Source organism: Glycomyces sp. MUSA5-2 (assembly GCF_037034145.1).
GTDB classification, from domain to species: domain Bacteria; phylum Actinomycetota; class Actinomycetes; order Mycobacteriales; family Micromonosporaceae; genus Glycomyces; species Glycomyces artemisiae.
Genome location: NZ_JBAGKG010000001.1, coordinates 355,413 through 370,637, shown reverse-complemented (window position 1 = coordinate 370,637; position 15,225 = coordinate 355,413). Strand labels below are relative to the sequence as shown.

Below are 15,225 nucleotides of genomic sequence, written 5' to 3'. Positions count from 1 at the left end.
TTGAGCCTGACGCAAGAGTGGGGATCAACTGTTGCGGCGGGTGCTAGGTAGGCCCAATTCGGTGCGGCCGGGCTTGTTCCGTTCAGCGCGGTTGAGGGAGGCGAGCTTGCTGATCGCCGCGGTCTGGCTGGTCTTGAGCCCTTCGATCTCGCCGAGCCAGCCATTGGCCCTGGCCTCCTCGATGCGCTCGGTCAGGTTCGCGATGATCTCCTGAAGACGCCCTTTCGCCCGCGGGTCGACGCGGAGCATCGGGCAACGGACGCAGGCGTGCTCGTGAGCGCAGGGCGTGCCGTAGGGGCGGCCGCAGTCGCCGAGCTCGAGCTTGCGCAGGGCGAAGTGCTGCTGGAACTCGATCCACTCTTCGGCGGTGGGTTCGCGGTATTCCTCGCTGGGGCGGGTTGACCGGCGGCGGTCGACGAAGGCGCGGTAGGAGTGGATGAGGTCGTCCTGGAAGACCGCGGTATAGCCCTCGGTGGTGTTGATGTTGGCGTGGCCGAGGATCTTCGCGGCGATGTGGATCGGCAGGCCGCCGGTGACCGCTTCGGTCGAGAACATTCTTCGGAAGTCGTGTGGGGTGCAGTGCAGGGGACGTCCCGCGCGGTCGGTGAGGCCGGTCCGTGCGAGCACTTCGTTGAGCAGGTTCGGGACAGTGCCGGGGCTGATCACTTGCCTCCGCCAGCCGAACTGGCGCTGGAACAGATGCGGGAGTTCGGGTCCGGTGGTGCGCTCATGGCCGTCGTAGCGGGCGACGAGGGGGATGGTGCCCTCGGGGGTGCGGACGCGTTGAACGATGCTGGCGAGGACGCTGGCGAGTTCGGGTGTGACCAGGAGTAGGCGTTCCTCGCCGTTCTTCGAGGGGACGATCTGGAGGAGCGGGACCACTTCGCCGGTGTCGGGGAGCCGGTAGGAGACGAGGGCCAGGTGGGTGAGTTCCAGTAGCTCTTCGATTCGGGTGCCCGTGTGCCGGAAGGTTTCGACGCAGGCCCAGGCCCAAAACGCCCTATCTTCCTGGTTGCCGACGTCGATCGTCTCGCCCGTGGCGAGGTCGATCGCGAGGACCCGCGGTGTTCCGCGGTTGGAGTCGCCCGGTCTTCGGCTCTTCGCGGGAACGGTTCGCTGGTAGCGGCGGCCGTCGTGTTCGAAGGTGACGTCGATGGCAGTCCGCTCCGTGGCCTCAAGGAGTCTGGCGGCATCGTCCTTCCATGTTTCAGCGGCGTCGACCATGCGTGGCAGGTGTGGAAGTCGTTCCCTGATGCGTTGGTGCATCGCGGCTTTCAGGACCTTCCTGGACTTGGACAGTCCCTCGGTCTCGCCGCGGCGGATCGGGCAGGGGACGGCCCATCGGGCCCAGGAGGGATCCTCCAGCGCCCATTCGGCGATGTCCAGGTAGAAGCTGCGAACCTTCATCAAGACGTCGAAGTAGGACTTGCGGGGGACGCGTTCGCCTCCTCGGTCGACGTATCGAAGCCGTTCCTTCCAGGCGATGGCGACGTCTTCAGGCAGGTGCAGGCTGTCGATGCCGGGGTGGTGCTTCTCGATGTCGGCCCAGAAGGTGCCGACCAGAACGGTGACCCGCTCCCGGAAGGTGGAGTAGTCCATCCCGGCGCGACGTTCCCGCAAGTACCTGATCAGGACCTCGCGGACCGAGGGGCTCTTGATCCGGTACCAGTCGACGAGTTCATCGACCGGCCGCTGACCGGGTCGGGAGACCGACTCGAGGGTGGTGCCAGACTCGATCTGACCGAGGTCGACCAGGAGCAGCCAGGCGCCGTAGGTGCCGGAAGGGACTCTGCGATCGGTGGGGGCGTGGGCGTCGCGGAAGGCGAGAAGGTCAGACGCGCCGATCTCTTCCAACGGCTTTCCGGTGGTGATGACCAGCGAGGTCAGAATGTTCAGCGCCTGACCGAGCGGCCGTGGCGCCATGCCCATCTCCTTCCCAGCGTGTTCGGTCTTCAGGAACAGCTCCGGGCTGACGAGGGCGCGGATCTTCCGGTAGATCGAGACGGGCTTGAAACTGCAAAGGAAGTCGTAGCTGGGTCGGAACAACCGCACTTGGATCAGACAGCCGAGCACGACCGGAAGATCACTTCGCCCGCGGCCAGTAGCAGCAATCAGATCGTCGACGATGCCGCCGATCCACTTGCCCTCGTACTTCGTCTCATAGAACTCCCAGCGGTCCTGCCAGGTGGCCCCAGGCGCCAGCTCTAGCCAGGTCAGTATCGCGGCAGCATCCCTGCGCCCGCGCTTCGAACGATCCAGCCGCTGTGTCCAGGTCGGCAACTTCTCGATGGCGTTCAAAATCGTCTCGACCTCGGCCGAGTCGAACGGGCCGGGACGCCAAGCAGGGGTCGCGGATGCGGCGGCGTCGTTCGCGGACAAGGAAGAGCTAGCGGTCGTTGCCGACTGCTGTGTGCTGGTGGTGCTCATGGCTGTCCTCCGAACAGGATGTCGAGGTCTTCGGGGTTGTATCCGCCGGCAATAGGTGGTGGTGGTGGCGCCTGCTTGGCTTCCTCACGGTCGGCTAGGTGCTTGAGGACGCGGGTGAAGACCTCGTCGTCGTCTTCTTCGAGGTAGATCTGAGTGGTCGAAAGATGCGCGTGGCCGAGGATCGTCTGAACGTCCAGCAAGGACAGGCCTGGATCGCGAGCCATCCGCTTCCCTGCCGTGTGCCGGAAGTCGTGCATGGTCCAGTTGGTGCCGAGCTTCGCGTTGGTGCGGCGCAGGACCGCCCGCAGGGCGTCGTAGTTCAATGGAGCCCGTTTCCCGTTGCGGCGGTAGAGGGTCTGCCAGACCGGATCGGTCGGTCCTATGGCGCCGATGTCGTTGAAATACAAGCGAAGCCAGACGATCGCTTCGGCGCTGACCGGGAGCCACTGTTCGGCGCGGGAGCCTTTGCGGATGACTCGGACAAGCTGTTGACCCCAGTCGATGTCGGCGCCGGCCATGCCCAGCAACTCGGAGGCCCTGGCGCCGGAGGAGACGTCGACGGCGACGATCGCCCGGTCCCGGTTCGACCCCAGCTCCTTGAACAGCCGGTTCCATTCGTCGTCGGGCATCATTCGCGGCTTGCGTTTAGGCAGGCGCGGGTTGTAGCGAAGTCGGCCTTCGGCTCTGAACGGCTGGAGCGGGTTGTGGTGCGCGTTCGCTCGGGAGCCGCCGCGGCCGAGCTCGCGGACGACCGGGTTGAACATCGGGCCTTCGCCGCGTTCGATCCAGTAGTCGTAGAAGCTGCGAAGGACCGCGTTGGAGTGCCGGATCGTCGTGGGCTTGTACTTGTCGTCGAGGTAGGTCTTGCGGGTGATTGGGTTGACCGTCCCAGCGGTCTCGACGGACTGTTTTCTTACTGCCGCAACAGGTTTCGTGGACTGTTGGAGCCAGAGTACGAAGTCTCGGACCTCGCAGGGAGTGGCGTGATCCCAGGCGACGCCGACGGCGATAAGGAACCGCCACCACCGCAGCAGGTCCATCGCGTAGCTGCGGACTGAGCCTGCCGAGTTGCCGCGGGCGGTGAAGTCCCGTAGGAACGTCTGCACGGGCGCTACGGGTTCTCCCAGGCCGTCTTGGAGGACCCACGGCACCACGCCTTGATCCTTGACAACCTGGCCCCACAACGGCAGCCGGATCGCCTCGATCTCTCTCGAATCAGCGTCGAACAACGCGCAGCTCCTTCACACCCTGGAGCCGCATGTCTATCGAGGTGACCGCCTCACCTCACTGCAACACGCCGAGGATCCCTCTGAAAGTCCGGTCAACAGATCGGTGCTTCATCGCGGTCGAGCCCGGCGGCCATTCGCTGATGAGCATGCCCTGTTCGGCGATCATGTTGAACATCGAGTGGTTCGCCTTGGGGTAAGGCATCTCCAGGCCGCAGGCCAGGACCGCGACCGTGGCGCCGCCCCTCGCGAGGGAGCCGAGGTGGGCCGCTCTGTCGATGCCGAGTGCGCCGCCGGAGACGATCGTCCAGCCCGCGCTGGTCAGGTCCGCGGCCAGGTCGTCGGCGAGGTGCTGGCCGTATTCGCTTGCGGCCCTTGAGCCGACGATCGCCACCGAGCGGGCGCACAGTTCTGCCAGGTCGTGTGGGCCCCTGACCCACAGGCAGCGGGGCGGGCGCACATGCGGTTCGTCGGCGTCGCAGACGAGTTGGAGGTCGCGGAGCTGCTCGGGCCAGCCGGGTTCGCCGGGGATGAGGACTCGGGCGCCCGCCGCTTCGGTCGCGGCGGCGATCTGGGCGGCGCGGTCCGCGGGGTCCGGCGTGCAGGAGACTGCGGCGCTGGTGAGGCGGTTGAGGCGTTCGGGGACGTCGCCGGTCCAGATGCGCTTCACCGCCTCGATCGGGCCGACCTCGGCGAGGAGGTCGTCGAGCTCGGCGTCCCCGGGCTCGATGAGCTCGGACAGCATCATCAGTGCCCGGCGGTCGTCGTTCGGCAGGTTGGTCACTGGTCCTCCTCGTTCGCTCGCATCCAAGAATTCATCTGACCGAGTAGCCCAGGCGCAGTTCGTTCGCCTCGGCCACGTCTTCGGCGGTCGGGCCGGCGTGTTCGCGCAGGTCCGCGATCGTCCACGCCAGCTTCAGGACCCGGTCGTAGCCGCGGGCCGTGATGCGCTCCTTCATGAGCAGGTCGTCCACGTACTTGCGGACCGGCGCCGGGAGGCGCCACCTCGCCGATCGGAGGGCCGGGCCCGGGACTTCGCTGTTCAGGCCCCAGGACTCGCCCGCGTCCGCCCACCGCGCGGCGGCGGCCTCGCGAGCGCGTTGGACCCGTTTCGCGACGGACTCCGACGGTTCGGCCTCGGTCAGGTCGGTGAGGATCGCCGAGGGCGGGACCGGTGGGAGGTTGACCCGGAGGTCGATGCGGTCCAGCAGCGGGCGGGAGATCCGGGTCAGGTAGCTGCGGCGCTTCAACGGCGGGCAGGTGCAGTCGACCGGTTTGTTCGGTGCGCAGGCGCACGGGTTCGCGGCCAGGACGAGGGTGACCTTCGCCGGATAGCTGATCGCGGTGTTGGCGCGGCGGATGCGGACCTCGCCGCATTCCAGGGGCTGGCGCAGCGAGTCGAGGACCGAGCGGGGCCACTCGGGGGCCTCGTCGATGAACAGCACCCCGCGGTGGGCCAGTGCGAGCGAGCCGGGGCCGATGGCGCCGGTGCCGCCGCCGACCAGGGCCTGCATGGTGATCGAGTGGTGCGGGGCCTCGAACGGGGCGTGGTGGATGAGCGCGGCGGAGCCGCCGGTGAACCTGCCTCGGAGCGAATGGAGCGAGGTCACTTCGACCGCTTCGGCGTCGGAGAGCGGCGGCATGATCGACGGAAGGCGCTCGGCGAGCATCGTCTTGCCTGCTCCCGGGGGACCGACCATGAGCATGTGGTGGCCTCCGGCGGCGGCGATCTCCAAGGCGCGGCGGGCGAGCGGCTGGCCGCGGACGTCGGACAGGTCCGGGAGGCGGGGCGGTTCGGGTCGGGGCGGGCGGGGGATCGGGTCGAGGGGGGTCTGGCCGAAGACCCAGGCGACGAGGGTGGCGAGGTCCGGCGGGGCGAGGATCGTGAGGCCCTCGACGATCGACGCCTCGGCGGCGTTCTCCGGGGCGACGATCGCGGTGCGCAGGCCGGAGCGGCGGGCCTCCAGGAGCGCGGGGAGCGTGCCGGGGACCGGGCGGAGGCCGCCGTCGAGGCCGAGTTCCGCCAGGAGGACGGTGTCGGCGAGGCGTTCGACGGGGAGCAGGTCGTCGGCGCACATGATGGTGACCGCGAGCGCGAGGTCCGCGGCGGAGCCGGTCGTGGGGACCGAGGCCGGGGCGAAGTTCACGCTGATCGACTTGTCCGGGAAGCGGAGCGCGGAGTTCGCCATCGCGGAGCGGACGCGGGTCTGGGCCTGGTTGACGACGCTGTCGGGCAGGCCCGACATGCGGACCGTGTCGGCGCCTTTGGAGGAGGACTTGAAGACCGAGGCCTCGACGGTCACCGTGACGGACGAGGCGCCGATGGTGCAGACGGTGGTGGTGCGCGCGTAACCCACGGCGTGCTCCTTTGCGGTGTTCGAGTGCCAGTTGCGTTGCGCCCGTGACGGTGAGTGCGAGCCGGTCGATGCGCCACGGCTGGTCGGGGCGGCAGTGCTCGCGCAGCCAGGCGCGGGCGAGGCGTTCGACGCGGTGGAGCTTCTCGCCGTCGACCGCGCCGAGCGGGCCGCCGAAGCGCGAAGAGCGGCGGGTCTTCACCTCGCAGACGACGACCGTGTCGGCAGCGCGGGCGACGAGGTCGAGTTCGCCGGTGCGGTGGCGCCAGTTGCGGGCGAGGATCTGCATGCGGTGGCGTTGCAGGTGCGCGGCCGCGAGCTGCTCGCCGAGGCGGCCGAGTTCGTGCGGGCGGAGGCGGCGCAGGTCGGTGGCGGCGGGAGCGGGCGGTGCGGTCATGACCGGGCTCCTTCGGTGAGGGGCGCCGCGTGGGGGCGGCCGGGGCGGGGGAGGAGGCGGACTTTGCCGTCGCCGAACAGGAGCATCGGGTCGAGGTAGCGGGGGCCGCGTTTGAGGCCGAGGTGGAGGCAGGCGGCGGCGGTGCAGGAGGCGTGGCCCGCTTGGAGCGTTCCTATCGTCTGGCCCGCGGTGACGGTGTCGCCTGCGGCGACGGCGGGTTCGACCGGTTCGTAGGTGGTGCGCAGGCCGTTCGCGTGGGCGATGCTGACGACGCCGCGTCCGGCGAGGTCGCCGGCGTAGACGACCCGCCCGGGCCCGGCGGCGACCACGGGCTGGGCGTCGGCGGCGGCGAGGTCGATGCCGCGGTGGCCCGGGAGCCAGGGGAGGGGCGGTGGATCGAAGCCGGTGCGGAGGTCGAGGCCGCCGGTGGGAGGGAGCCACGGGCCCGAGGTGCGTTCGGCGGCGGATGCGGTGGCGGGTTGCGTGAAGGCGGACGCAACGAGGATCACGGTGGTGATGAGGCCGATGATGATCGCGTGGTGTAGTCGTCGCATGACTCAAGGTTGAGACGGGTGCCCGGAATCGTCCAGAAAAATCTTTTGGGCCTGTGGATAACTCGTTCGTCCTGGTCGGCGCATTGCGTCTGTCACTGCGGTCCACCGCCTCGACGGCGTTGCCGCGGGTCCAAGTACACTGATCGGAGCGGTACGGCACCACTGTGCGCCGAACCGACTTCGCGCGTTCGTCGCGGCCCGACCTCCATCGCCCGCTCAGTGCCTGAGCACTGCGGTGGCGCGGTCCGGCCCTCGCGATCCCCCAGGTCCGGGTGCTTCCCGGTTGCGGATCGCCGGAGACGGGCGCCAGGCGCGGGACGCCCGGACTTCGGGCGCCTCCCGCGAATGAACCAGGGAACGAAAGGAATACAACCGTGTCGGTTGTCACCATGCGCCAGCTGCTCGAAAGCGGCGTGCACTTCGGCCACCAGACCCGTCGCTGGAACCCGAAGATGAAGCGGTTCATCCTCACCGACCGCAACGGCATCTACGTCATCGACCTGCGCCAGACGGTCGACTACGCCTCCAAGGCCCACGACTTCGTCAAGAACGTCGTCGCCGAGGGCGGCGAGGTCCTCTTCGTCGGCACCAAGAAGCAGGCCCAGGAGGCCGTCTCCGAGCAGGCCCAGCGCGTCGGGATGCCCTTCGTGAACCACCGCTGGCTCGGCGGCATGCTCACGAACTTCCAGACCATCCAGAAGCGCCTCATGCGCCTCAAGGAGCTGGAGATCATCGAGGCCAACGGTGCGGCCAACCGCACCAAGAAGGAAATGCTCCAGCTCATGCGCGAGAAGGACAAGCTTGAGCGCACGCTCGGCGGCCTCCGCGACATGGAGAAGACCCCGGCCGCGATCTGGATCGTGGACACCAAGAAGGAGCACATCGCCGTCGACGAGGCCCGCAAGCTCGGCATCCCCGTCGTCGCGATCCTCGACACCAACTGCGACCCCGACGAGGTCGACTTCCCGATCCCCGGCAACGACGACGCGATCCGCTCCGTCGCGCTGCTGACCAAGATCATCGCCGACGGCGCCGCCGAGGGCCTGCTGGCCCGCTCGGGCGGCCAGGCCGGCGAGAAGGCCGAGGGCGAGCCCCTCGCCGAGTGGGAGAAGGAGCTCCTCGTCGAGGACAAGCCGGCCGAGGCCCCGGCCGCCGAGGCCGCCGCGCCCGAGGCGACCGAGCAGCCCTCCGCCGAGTAATCGATCCCAGACGAGAAGTAAGAAGGGGAGCAATGGCCAACTTCACGATGGCTGACGTCAAGAAGCTCCGGGAAGCCACCGGCTCCGGGATGATGGACGTCAAGAAGGCCCTCGAAGCGGCTGACGGCGACTACGACACCGCGCTTGAGGCCCTGCGCATCAAGGGCGCCAAGGACGTGGGCAAGCGCGCCGAGCGCACCACCGCCCAGGGCCTGGTGGCCCAGTCCGGCAACACCATCCTCGAACTGCTCTGCGAGACCGACTTCGTCGCCAAGAACGGCGCGTTCATCGAGCTCGCGCAGACCCTGGTGGAGCGCGCCGACGAGGTGCGCCCCGCCGACGGGCCCGCGTTCGCGCAGGCCGAGCTGAACGGCAAGACGGTCGCCGAGGTCATCGCCGAGGAGTCGGTGAAGCTCGGCGAGAAGCTGGCCCTGGGCCGCGTCGGCTCGCTGGAGGGCGAGGTCTCGGTGTACATGCACCGCAAGGCCGCCGACCTCCCGCCCGCCGTCGGCATCCTCGTCTCCTACACCGGTGACGCCGAGGCCGCCCGCCAGGCCGGCATGCAGGCCGCCGCGATGCGGCCGAAGTACCTCACCAGCGACGAGGTCCCCGCCGAGATCGTGGAGACCGAGAAGCGCGTCGCCCTGGAGACCGCCAAGGAAGAGGGCAAGCCCGAGCGCGCCTGGGACAAGATCGTGGAAGGCAAGGTCAACGCCTACTACCGCGACTTCGTCCTGCTCGACCAGACCTCGGTCCTCGACAACAAGAAGACCGTGCGGCAGGTGCTGGCCGACGCCGGCACCGAGGTCACCGGCTTCATCCGCTTCGAAGTCGGCCAGGAGTAGCGGGTAGTCCGCGGGCGCGGACTACACTGGCTCCAGCCGTAAGCATGGGAAGGGGCGGCGGCGCAGGCCGCCGCCTCGTTCCATGTCCGCACCACAGCGGGCCGGACGGCCGCGAAGGAAAGACAGAGCAGGGGAGATCCCATGAGTCAAGCCACGTTCCGCAGGGTCGTGCTGAAGCTGTCCGGTGAGTCCTTCGGCGGCGGTTCCGTCGGCGTCGACCCCGACGTCGTCCAGGCCGTCGCCCGGCAGATCGCCGCGGGCGTGGCCGCGGGCGTCCAGGTCGCCGTGGTCGTCGGCGGCGGGAACTTCTTCCGCGGCGCCGAGCTCCAGCGCCGCGGCATGGAGCGCGCCCGCGCCGACTACATGGGCATGCTCGGCACCGTCATGAACTGCCTCGCGCTCCAGGACTTCCTGGAGAAGGAGGGCGTCGACACGCGCGTCCAGACCGCCATCGCCATGGCCCAGGTCGCCGAGGCGTACCTGCCGCTGCGCGCCATCCGCCACCTGGAGAAGGGCCGCGTCGTCATCTTCGGCGCCGGCGCCGGGATGCCGTACTTCTCCACCGACACCGTCGCCGCCCAGCGCGCGCTGGAGATCGGCGCGCAGGAGGTCCTGGTCTCCAAGAACGGCGTCGACGCCGTCTACACGGCCGACCCGCGCACCGACCCCGACGCGCAGCGGCTCGACGACATCACCTTCGACGAGGCGCTCAAGCGCGAGCTCATGGTCGTCGACCAGGCCGCGTTCAGCCTCTGCAAGGACAACTCCCTCCCCATGCGCGTCTTCGGCGCCGACGACGACGGGAACCTGCGGCGCGCCATCGTCGGCGACCCCATCGGCACCCTCATCCACGCCGCCCAGGACTAGACCCAGCAGAAGCGGCGAACCCCGCGCCCGGGGACCTCCGCGCCACCGAGGACCCACGGCGGGACGGTACGGTCAGAAGTGCTGTCAGGCCGCGAGAGAATGCGAGTAGAACCGTGATTGACGACACCCTCCTCGAAGCCGAGGAGAAGATGGAGCGGGCCATCGAGCACGCCAAGGAGGAGTTCGCCGCGGTGCGCACCGGCCGCGCCTCGTCCGCCATGTTCAACCGGATCACCGTCGACTACTACGGTGCGCCCACCCCGATCCCGCAGGTCGCCTCGATCGCGATCCCCGAGCCGCGCATGGTCATCGTCAAGCCCTTCGACACCTCCCAGATGAAGGACATCGAGGACGCCATCCGCAACTCCAACCTCGGCGTCAACCCCTCGAACGAGGGCACCCAGCTGCGGCTGAACCTGCCCCCCATGACCGAGGAGCGGCGCCGCGAGATGATCAAGGTCGTCCGCACCAAGGGCGAGGACGCCAAGATCGCCATCCGCAACGTCCGCCGCAAGGCCAAGGACGAGATCGGCAAGGCCGTCAAGGACGGCGAGGTCTCCGAGGACGAGGGCCGCTCCGGCGAGAAGGAGCTCGACGACCTGACCGGCCGCTTCACCGGGCACGTCGACGAGCTGGTCGGCTCCAAAGAGTCAGAGCTGCTTGAGATCTGATGAGCACGATTCCCGACGGTCCGCCCGGCCGTCGCCCCCGCCCGTCGCTTGACGGCCCCGGGAGCGGGCCCGGCACCGCCGAGGCGGTCCCCGCGTCCCGGCCCAAGGCCGGACGCAACCTCCCCGTCGCCATCGGCGCCGGGCTCGGTATGGCCGCGGTCGTCATCGCCTCCGTGCTGATCCAGCCGGTCGCGTTCCTGGTCCTCGCGGTGATCGCCGTCGGCGTCGCCTGCTGGGAGACCGGCACCGCGATGCGCAAGGGCGGCAAGAACGTCCCGGTGATCCCGCTCGCGGCCGCCGGGGTGCTCATCGTGGTCCTCGCCTGGTTCGGCGGGGCCACCGGCCTGCTCCTGGGCACCGCCGTCAGCGTCGCCGCGCTGTACGTGTGGCGGCTCTCCGAGGGCGCCACCGGCTACCGCACCGACGTGCCCGCCGCGGCCCTCGTGCTCGTCCAGGTCCCGTTCCTGGCCGGGTTCGTGATGCTCCTGGCGACCTCCGAGGCCTCCGAGGCCCGCTGGATCGACGGCGCCGCCGCGCAGGTCCTCATCTACCTGTTCGCGGTCGTCATGTCCGACACCGGCGGGTACACCGCCGGGGTGCTCTTCGGCCGCCACCAGATGACGCCGCGGATCAGCCCCAAGAAGTCCTGGGAGGGCCTGGCCGGGTCCGTCGTGGCCGCCGCGCTCGGCGCCTCGGTCACCCTCTGGCTGTTCTTCGGCGTGTCCTTCCCGCTGGGCGTGGCGTTCGGCGTGTGCGTCGCCCTTGCCGCTACGTTGGGGGACCTGTCGGTCTCGCTGCTGAAGCGGGACCTGGGCATCAAGGACATGAGCAATCTCATTCCCGGCCACGGCGGGGTGATGGACCGGCTCGACTCGATCCTCATGGTGGCCCCGGTGGCCTATGTGTGGTTCCGTTACCTGCTCGGGTGATGTGTCCTGATTGGTGTATCCGGTGAAGGAGGGCCCGGGGTGAATTCGACGATCCGGGGTTGGCGGGCCGCGGGCCTGTCATGCGAGACTAGGTCGTGACATGTCTGTAGCACTCACGTTGACCGAACCGCGCCCCCGCAAGGCCGCGCCCCGGCACCTCGCCGACCTCGACCTGGCCGGGTGCCAGTCCGTCCTCTCCGAGATCGGGCAGCCCGCCTTCCGCGCCAAGCAGCTGCGCCAGCAGTACTTCGGCCGCCACGTCGGCGACGCCTCGCTCATGACCGACCTCCCCGCCGCCGCGCGCGAGGCCATCGGCGAGGCGCTGCTCCCGCGGCTCCTCGACCCGGTCCGCGTCGACTCGTGCGACGACGGGCAGACGGTCAAGGCCGTCTGGCGCCTGTACGACGGCGCGCTCGTCGAGTCCGTGATCATGGCCTACCCCGACCGGGTGACCGCCTGCGTGTCGTCGCAGGCCGGATGCGGCATGGCCTGCCCGTTCTGCGCCACCGGCCAGGGCGGCCTGACCCGCAACCTCACCACCGCCGAGATCGTCGACCAGGTGGTCGCCGCCGCGCGCCTCGCCGAGGAGCGCGGCCTGGGCCGCCTGTCGAACATCGTCTTCATGGGCATGGGCGAGCCGCTCGCGAACTGGGCGCGCCTGAAGTCGGCGCTGCACCTCATCACGAAGCCGGTGCCCGACGGGATCGGGATCTCCGCCCGGAACGTCACCGTGTCCACCGTCGGCCTCGTGCCGACCATCGAGAAGCTCGCGCAGGAGGGCCTGCCGGTGCGGCTGGCCGTGTCCCTGCACGCGCCCGACGACGAGCTGCGCGACGAGCTCGTCCCCATCAACACCCGCTGGAAGGTCGCCGAGGTCCTCGGGGCGGCCTGGGAGTACGCTCGGGTGACGAAACGTCGCGTCTCGATCGAGTACGCGATGATCAGGGACGTGAACGACCAGCCGTGGCGGGCCGACCTGCTCGGGAGGCTCCTGAAGGGCCGACTGGTCCACGTCAACCTGATTCCCTTGAACCCCACGCCGGGGAGCCGGTGGGACGCGAGTCCCAAGCCGGTTGAGGCGGAGTTCGTGCGGCGGCTGCGCGATGCGGGCGTCTCCACGACGGTGCGCGATACGCGCGGCCAAGAGATCGACGGCGCTTGCGGGCAGCTGGCCGCTTCGGTACGGGAGGCCGGGACGCCCGGCCGCACCGCTGCCGAGCCGCCCGGCGCCTCCGGCGCCGCGGAGTAGGCGGAAAGGGTGGCTTGGTAGTGGCGAGTCATGGTGACCGGTTCCGGCGCCGGGCGTTGAGCCGGGGCTACAAGGTCGATGAGGTCGATGCGTTCCTTGACCGCGTCGAGGCGACGCTCGCCGGCGAGCCGGTGGGCAGTCCCGTCTCGGCGGACGAGGTCGACGATGTCGTCTTCAGGGTCCGCTTCGGCGGATACGACGAGTGGCAGGTGGACGTCTACCTCGACCGGGTCGCGCGGCAGCTCGCCGAACTGGAGGAGCGCGGCGTCCTCGGATCCGCCCCCGCCCCCGACTACGGCAAGCCCGAAGCCGCCGCCCAGGGCCGCGGCTTCGACGAGCCCCCCATGCAGCAGGGCCCCGGTTCGCGGCGCGCCCCCGAGACCCAGGCGACGCAGGTCATCCCCGCGCAGGAGATGATGGCCGCCCGCGAGATGGCCCCCCCGCCGCCCGCCCCCGAACCGGTCGGCCGCGGCCGCGGCCCCATCAGGGCCGCCGCGGCCCCGCCCGACGACGAGGGCTTCGGCGACCTCCGCGGCGGCGGCGACGACGAGGGCTTCGGCTTCCTCGCCGGTCCTCCCGGAGACGACTACGACGACCCGTTCGCCAAGCGCGGCGGCGCCCCCCGCGGCGGCCAGGACTTCGGCGGCCCGGGCGGGCGCGGCGACTTCGGCGGGCCGCAGAACGACTTCGGTCCGCGCGACGATTTCGGCGGCCCCCAGAACGACTTCGCGCCCCAGCGGGACGACTTCGGTCCCGGACCGGGCGACTTCGGTCCCGGCCCCCGCGACGACTTCGGCCGCGACGACTTCGCCCAGCAGCGGGGCCCGGGCGGCGCCAACGGCTACGGCCCCCGCGGCGGTGCCCCCGAGCCGGGCGTCTACGGCGGCGGTCCCAGCGGCGGCGAGTACGGCTCGCCGCGCGGCGACTTCGCGCCCCCGCCGCAGGCCGGTCCGCGCGCGGGCGGCCATGACGGCCCCCAGGCCGGGCCCCCGCACGGCGCCACCGAGCAGCTCCCGCTCCAGTCCGACCCGCGGCGCGGCGGCTTCGGCCCCGCCGACCAGCCGGGCGTGTACGGACAGGGCCCGCGGCGCGGCGCCCCCGAGCCCGCCCCCGGGTTCGGCGCGGCCTACGACGACGAGTTCAGCGACACCGGCAGCCGCCGCGCGGCCCCGCCGCACCAGTCGCCGATGCAGCAGTCCCCGATGGGCCAGCCGCCGCACCAGACCGGCGCGATCCCGCGCGCCGACCGGTACGGCCAGCCCGAACCCGAGCCCATGCCGCCCGCGGCCCCGACCCAGGCGATTCCGCAGAACCTGGTCCCGGGCATGCAGCCGGGCGGCCCGATGGGCCGTCCCGAACCGCAGCAGCCCGAGCCCTACGGGGCCCCGAGGGGCCGCGAGTACGGGCAGCAGGGCGGCTTCGGCTCCCCGCCGCAGCCCGAGGACACCGGGTACGGCCGCCGCGGCGGCGTCCCCAGCCCGCCCGTCCAGGGCGGGTTCGGGTCCCCGCATGAACCCACCGGCGGCTTCGGGTCCCCGCACGAGCCGACCGGCGGGTTCGGCTCGCCGCACGAGCCCACGGGCGGTTTCGACCGCGGGCCGCAGCAGCACGAGCCCACGGGCGGTTTCGGAGGGCCCGTCGGCGGCCCCGCCGGCCCGCCGCCCGGCCCCGACCCGTCCGCCTTCGGAGCGCCCGCCGGCGGACCCGCAGGTCCGCCCCCCGGGCCCGGCCCGCGCGGCGCGGCCACCCCGCCGGACTTCGGACGCCGCAACCCCTACGAGGGCCGCGGTTTCGAGGCCCCCAGCCGCCACGGCCGCGAAGAGATGACCACGGAGATGCGGGCGTCGGACTCCCCCTTCACGCCCGACGACGTGCAGCGCCTCGAACAGCTCCGCCGCGCCTTCCAGCCGCGCCGCTTCGGCTCCGGGTACGACCCGAGCCAGGTGGACCAGATGTTCGACGCCGTCTCGGCGGCGATGACCGGCCGCAACCCGGTCCCGCTCTCCGACCGCGAACTCGACACCAGCCAGTTCTCGCTCGTCCAGGGCGGCTACTTCGAGGCCGAAGTGGACTCCGCGCTCCGCGAGGTGCGCGAGATGTTCGCCCGCCGCGGCATGATGCACTGAGACGCAACGGAAAAGGGGGCGGGGCCGCGAACGCGGCCCCGCCCCCTTCGTTCAACGCCCGCTCAGCGCAGGCCCGCCTTGACGAGCCACACGTCGGTGACGATGACGGCCAGCAGCACGGCGACCGTGATGAGGATGAAGGCGTCCTCGACCCAGCCCTGGTGGTTGCCGAACAGGTACGCCAGGTTGATGACGATGCCGGCGGTCAGCGCGGAGTAGAGGGCCTTGCGGCTGGTGGGCTTGCGCTGATCGGGCGAGAGAATCTGCTCTTCGGCAGCCATGCTGGTTCCTCCAACCGTTCGTTTGATCCCGCACAGTCTCCCACGCCACAAGGACCAACGTCCCGGCCCCGCCGGAGCTGTGACTTGTAGTCTGGACGCG

General features: G+C 70.5%; 12 protein-coding genes and 2 pseudogenes. 7 read left to right on the top strand and 7 right to left on the bottom strand.

Annotation, left to right across the window (positions count from 1 at the left end; translation table 11 throughout):
- Positions 1-24 precede the first annotated feature (24 nt).
- The 6 genes and pseudogenes from WA640_RS01775 to WA640_RS01755 form a co-directional block, all read right to left on the bottom strand.
- Complete coding sequence (locus WA640_RS01775) at positions 25-2,427, bottom strand: tyrosine-type recombinase/integrase (RefSeq protein ID WP_335985793.1); 2,403 nt, start codon at positions 2,425-2,427, stop codon at positions 25-27.
- Complete coding sequence (locus tag WA640_RS01770; RefSeq protein WP_335985792.1) at positions 2,424-3,656, bottom strand: tyrosine-type recombinase/integrase; 1,233 nt, start codon at positions 3,654-3,656, stop codon at positions 2,424-2,426. Before WA640_RS01770 ends, WA640_RS01775 begins: the two co-directional genes overlap by 4 nt.
- 55 nt (positions 3,657-3,711) lie before the next feature.
- Entirely contained in the window at positions 3,712-4,437 is a 726-nt protein-coding gene (locus tag WA640_RS01765; RefSeq protein WP_335985791.1) for a DNA-processing protein DprA, read from the bottom strand.
- Between the two features lie 31 nt (positions 4,438-4,468).
- Positions 4,469-6,010, bottom strand: a complete 1,542-nt coding sequence (locus WA640_RS01760) for a YifB family Mg chelatase-like AAA ATPase (RefSeq protein WP_442904649.1) — start codon at positions 6,008-6,010, stop codon at positions 4,469-4,471.
- Positions 6,011-6,026: 16 nt separating this feature from the next.
- Positions 6,027-6,404 (bottom strand): annotated as a pseudogene (locus WA640_RS28735) (YraN family protein); the annotation flags it as partial.
- Positions 6,401-6,958 carry a murein hydrolase activator EnvC family protein gene (locus tag WA640_RS01755; RefSeq protein WP_335985790.1) on the bottom strand — a complete coding sequence of 186 codons (558 nt, stop codon included), beginning with the start codon at positions 6,956-6,958 and terminating at the stop codon, positions 6,401-6,403. The gene WA640_RS01755 and the pseudogene WA640_RS28735, both read right to left, overlap by 4 nt.
- 374 nt (positions 6,959-7,332) lie before the next feature.
- On the opposite strand from WA640_RS01755, the gene rpsB reads away from it, so the two are divergent.
- The 7 genes and pseudogenes from rpsB to WA640_RS28730 form a co-directional block, all read left to right on the top strand.
- Entirely contained in the window at positions 7,333-8,157 is an 825-nt protein-coding gene (gene rpsB / locus WA640_RS01750; RefSeq protein WP_335985788.1) for a 30S ribosomal protein S2, read from the top strand.
- A gap of 32 nt (positions 8,158-8,189) precedes the next feature.
- Entirely contained in the window at positions 8,190-9,002 is an 813-nt protein-coding gene (tsf, locus tag WA640_RS01745) for a translation elongation factor Ts (RefSeq protein WP_106362123.1), read from the top strand.
- A gap of 141 nt (positions 9,003-9,143) precedes the next feature.
- Positions 9,144-9,869: a UMP kinase gene (gene pyrH / locus WA640_RS01740; protein WP_335985787.1), complete on the top strand. Its 726-nt coding sequence runs from the start codon at positions 9,144-9,146 to the stop codon at positions 9,867-9,869.
- Between the two features lie 113 nt (positions 9,870-9,982).
- The gene (frr, locus tag WA640_RS01735) at positions 9,983-10,540 is read left to right on the top strand and encodes a ribosome recycling factor (protein WP_106362125.1); all 558 of its coding nucleotides are present in this window, start codon (positions 9,983-9,985) and stop codon (positions 10,538-10,540) included.
- The gene (locus WA640_RS01730) at positions 10,540-11,469 is read left to right on the top strand and encodes a phosphatidate cytidylyltransferase (protein WP_106362126.1); all 930 of its coding nucleotides are present in this window, start codon (positions 10,540-10,542) and stop codon (positions 11,467-11,469) included. The genes frr and WA640_RS01730 overlap by 1 nt, the downstream gene beginning before the upstream one ends.
- Positions 11,470-11,569: 100 nt before the next feature.
- Positions 11,570-12,718, top strand: a complete 1,149-nt coding sequence (rlmN, locus tag WA640_RS01725) for a 23S rRNA (adenine(2503)-C(2))-methyltransferase RlmN (protein ID WP_335985786.1) — start codon at positions 11,570-11,572, stop codon at positions 12,716-12,718.
- Between the two features lie 20 nt (positions 12,719-12,738).
- Positions 12,739-13,095 (top strand): annotated as a pseudogene (locus tag WA640_RS28730) (DivIVA domain-containing protein); the annotation flags it as partial.
- Positions 13,096-14,906: 1,811 nt separating this feature from the next.
- On the opposite strand, the gene WA640_RS01715 reads toward WA640_RS28730, so the two are convergent.
- Positions 14,907-15,125, bottom strand: coding sequence for a hypothetical protein (locus tag WA640_RS01715; RefSeq protein ID WP_335985784.1), 219 nt, complete (start codon positions 15,123-15,125; stop codon positions 14,907-14,909).
- Between the last annotated feature and the right edge of the window lie 100 nt (positions 15,126-15,225).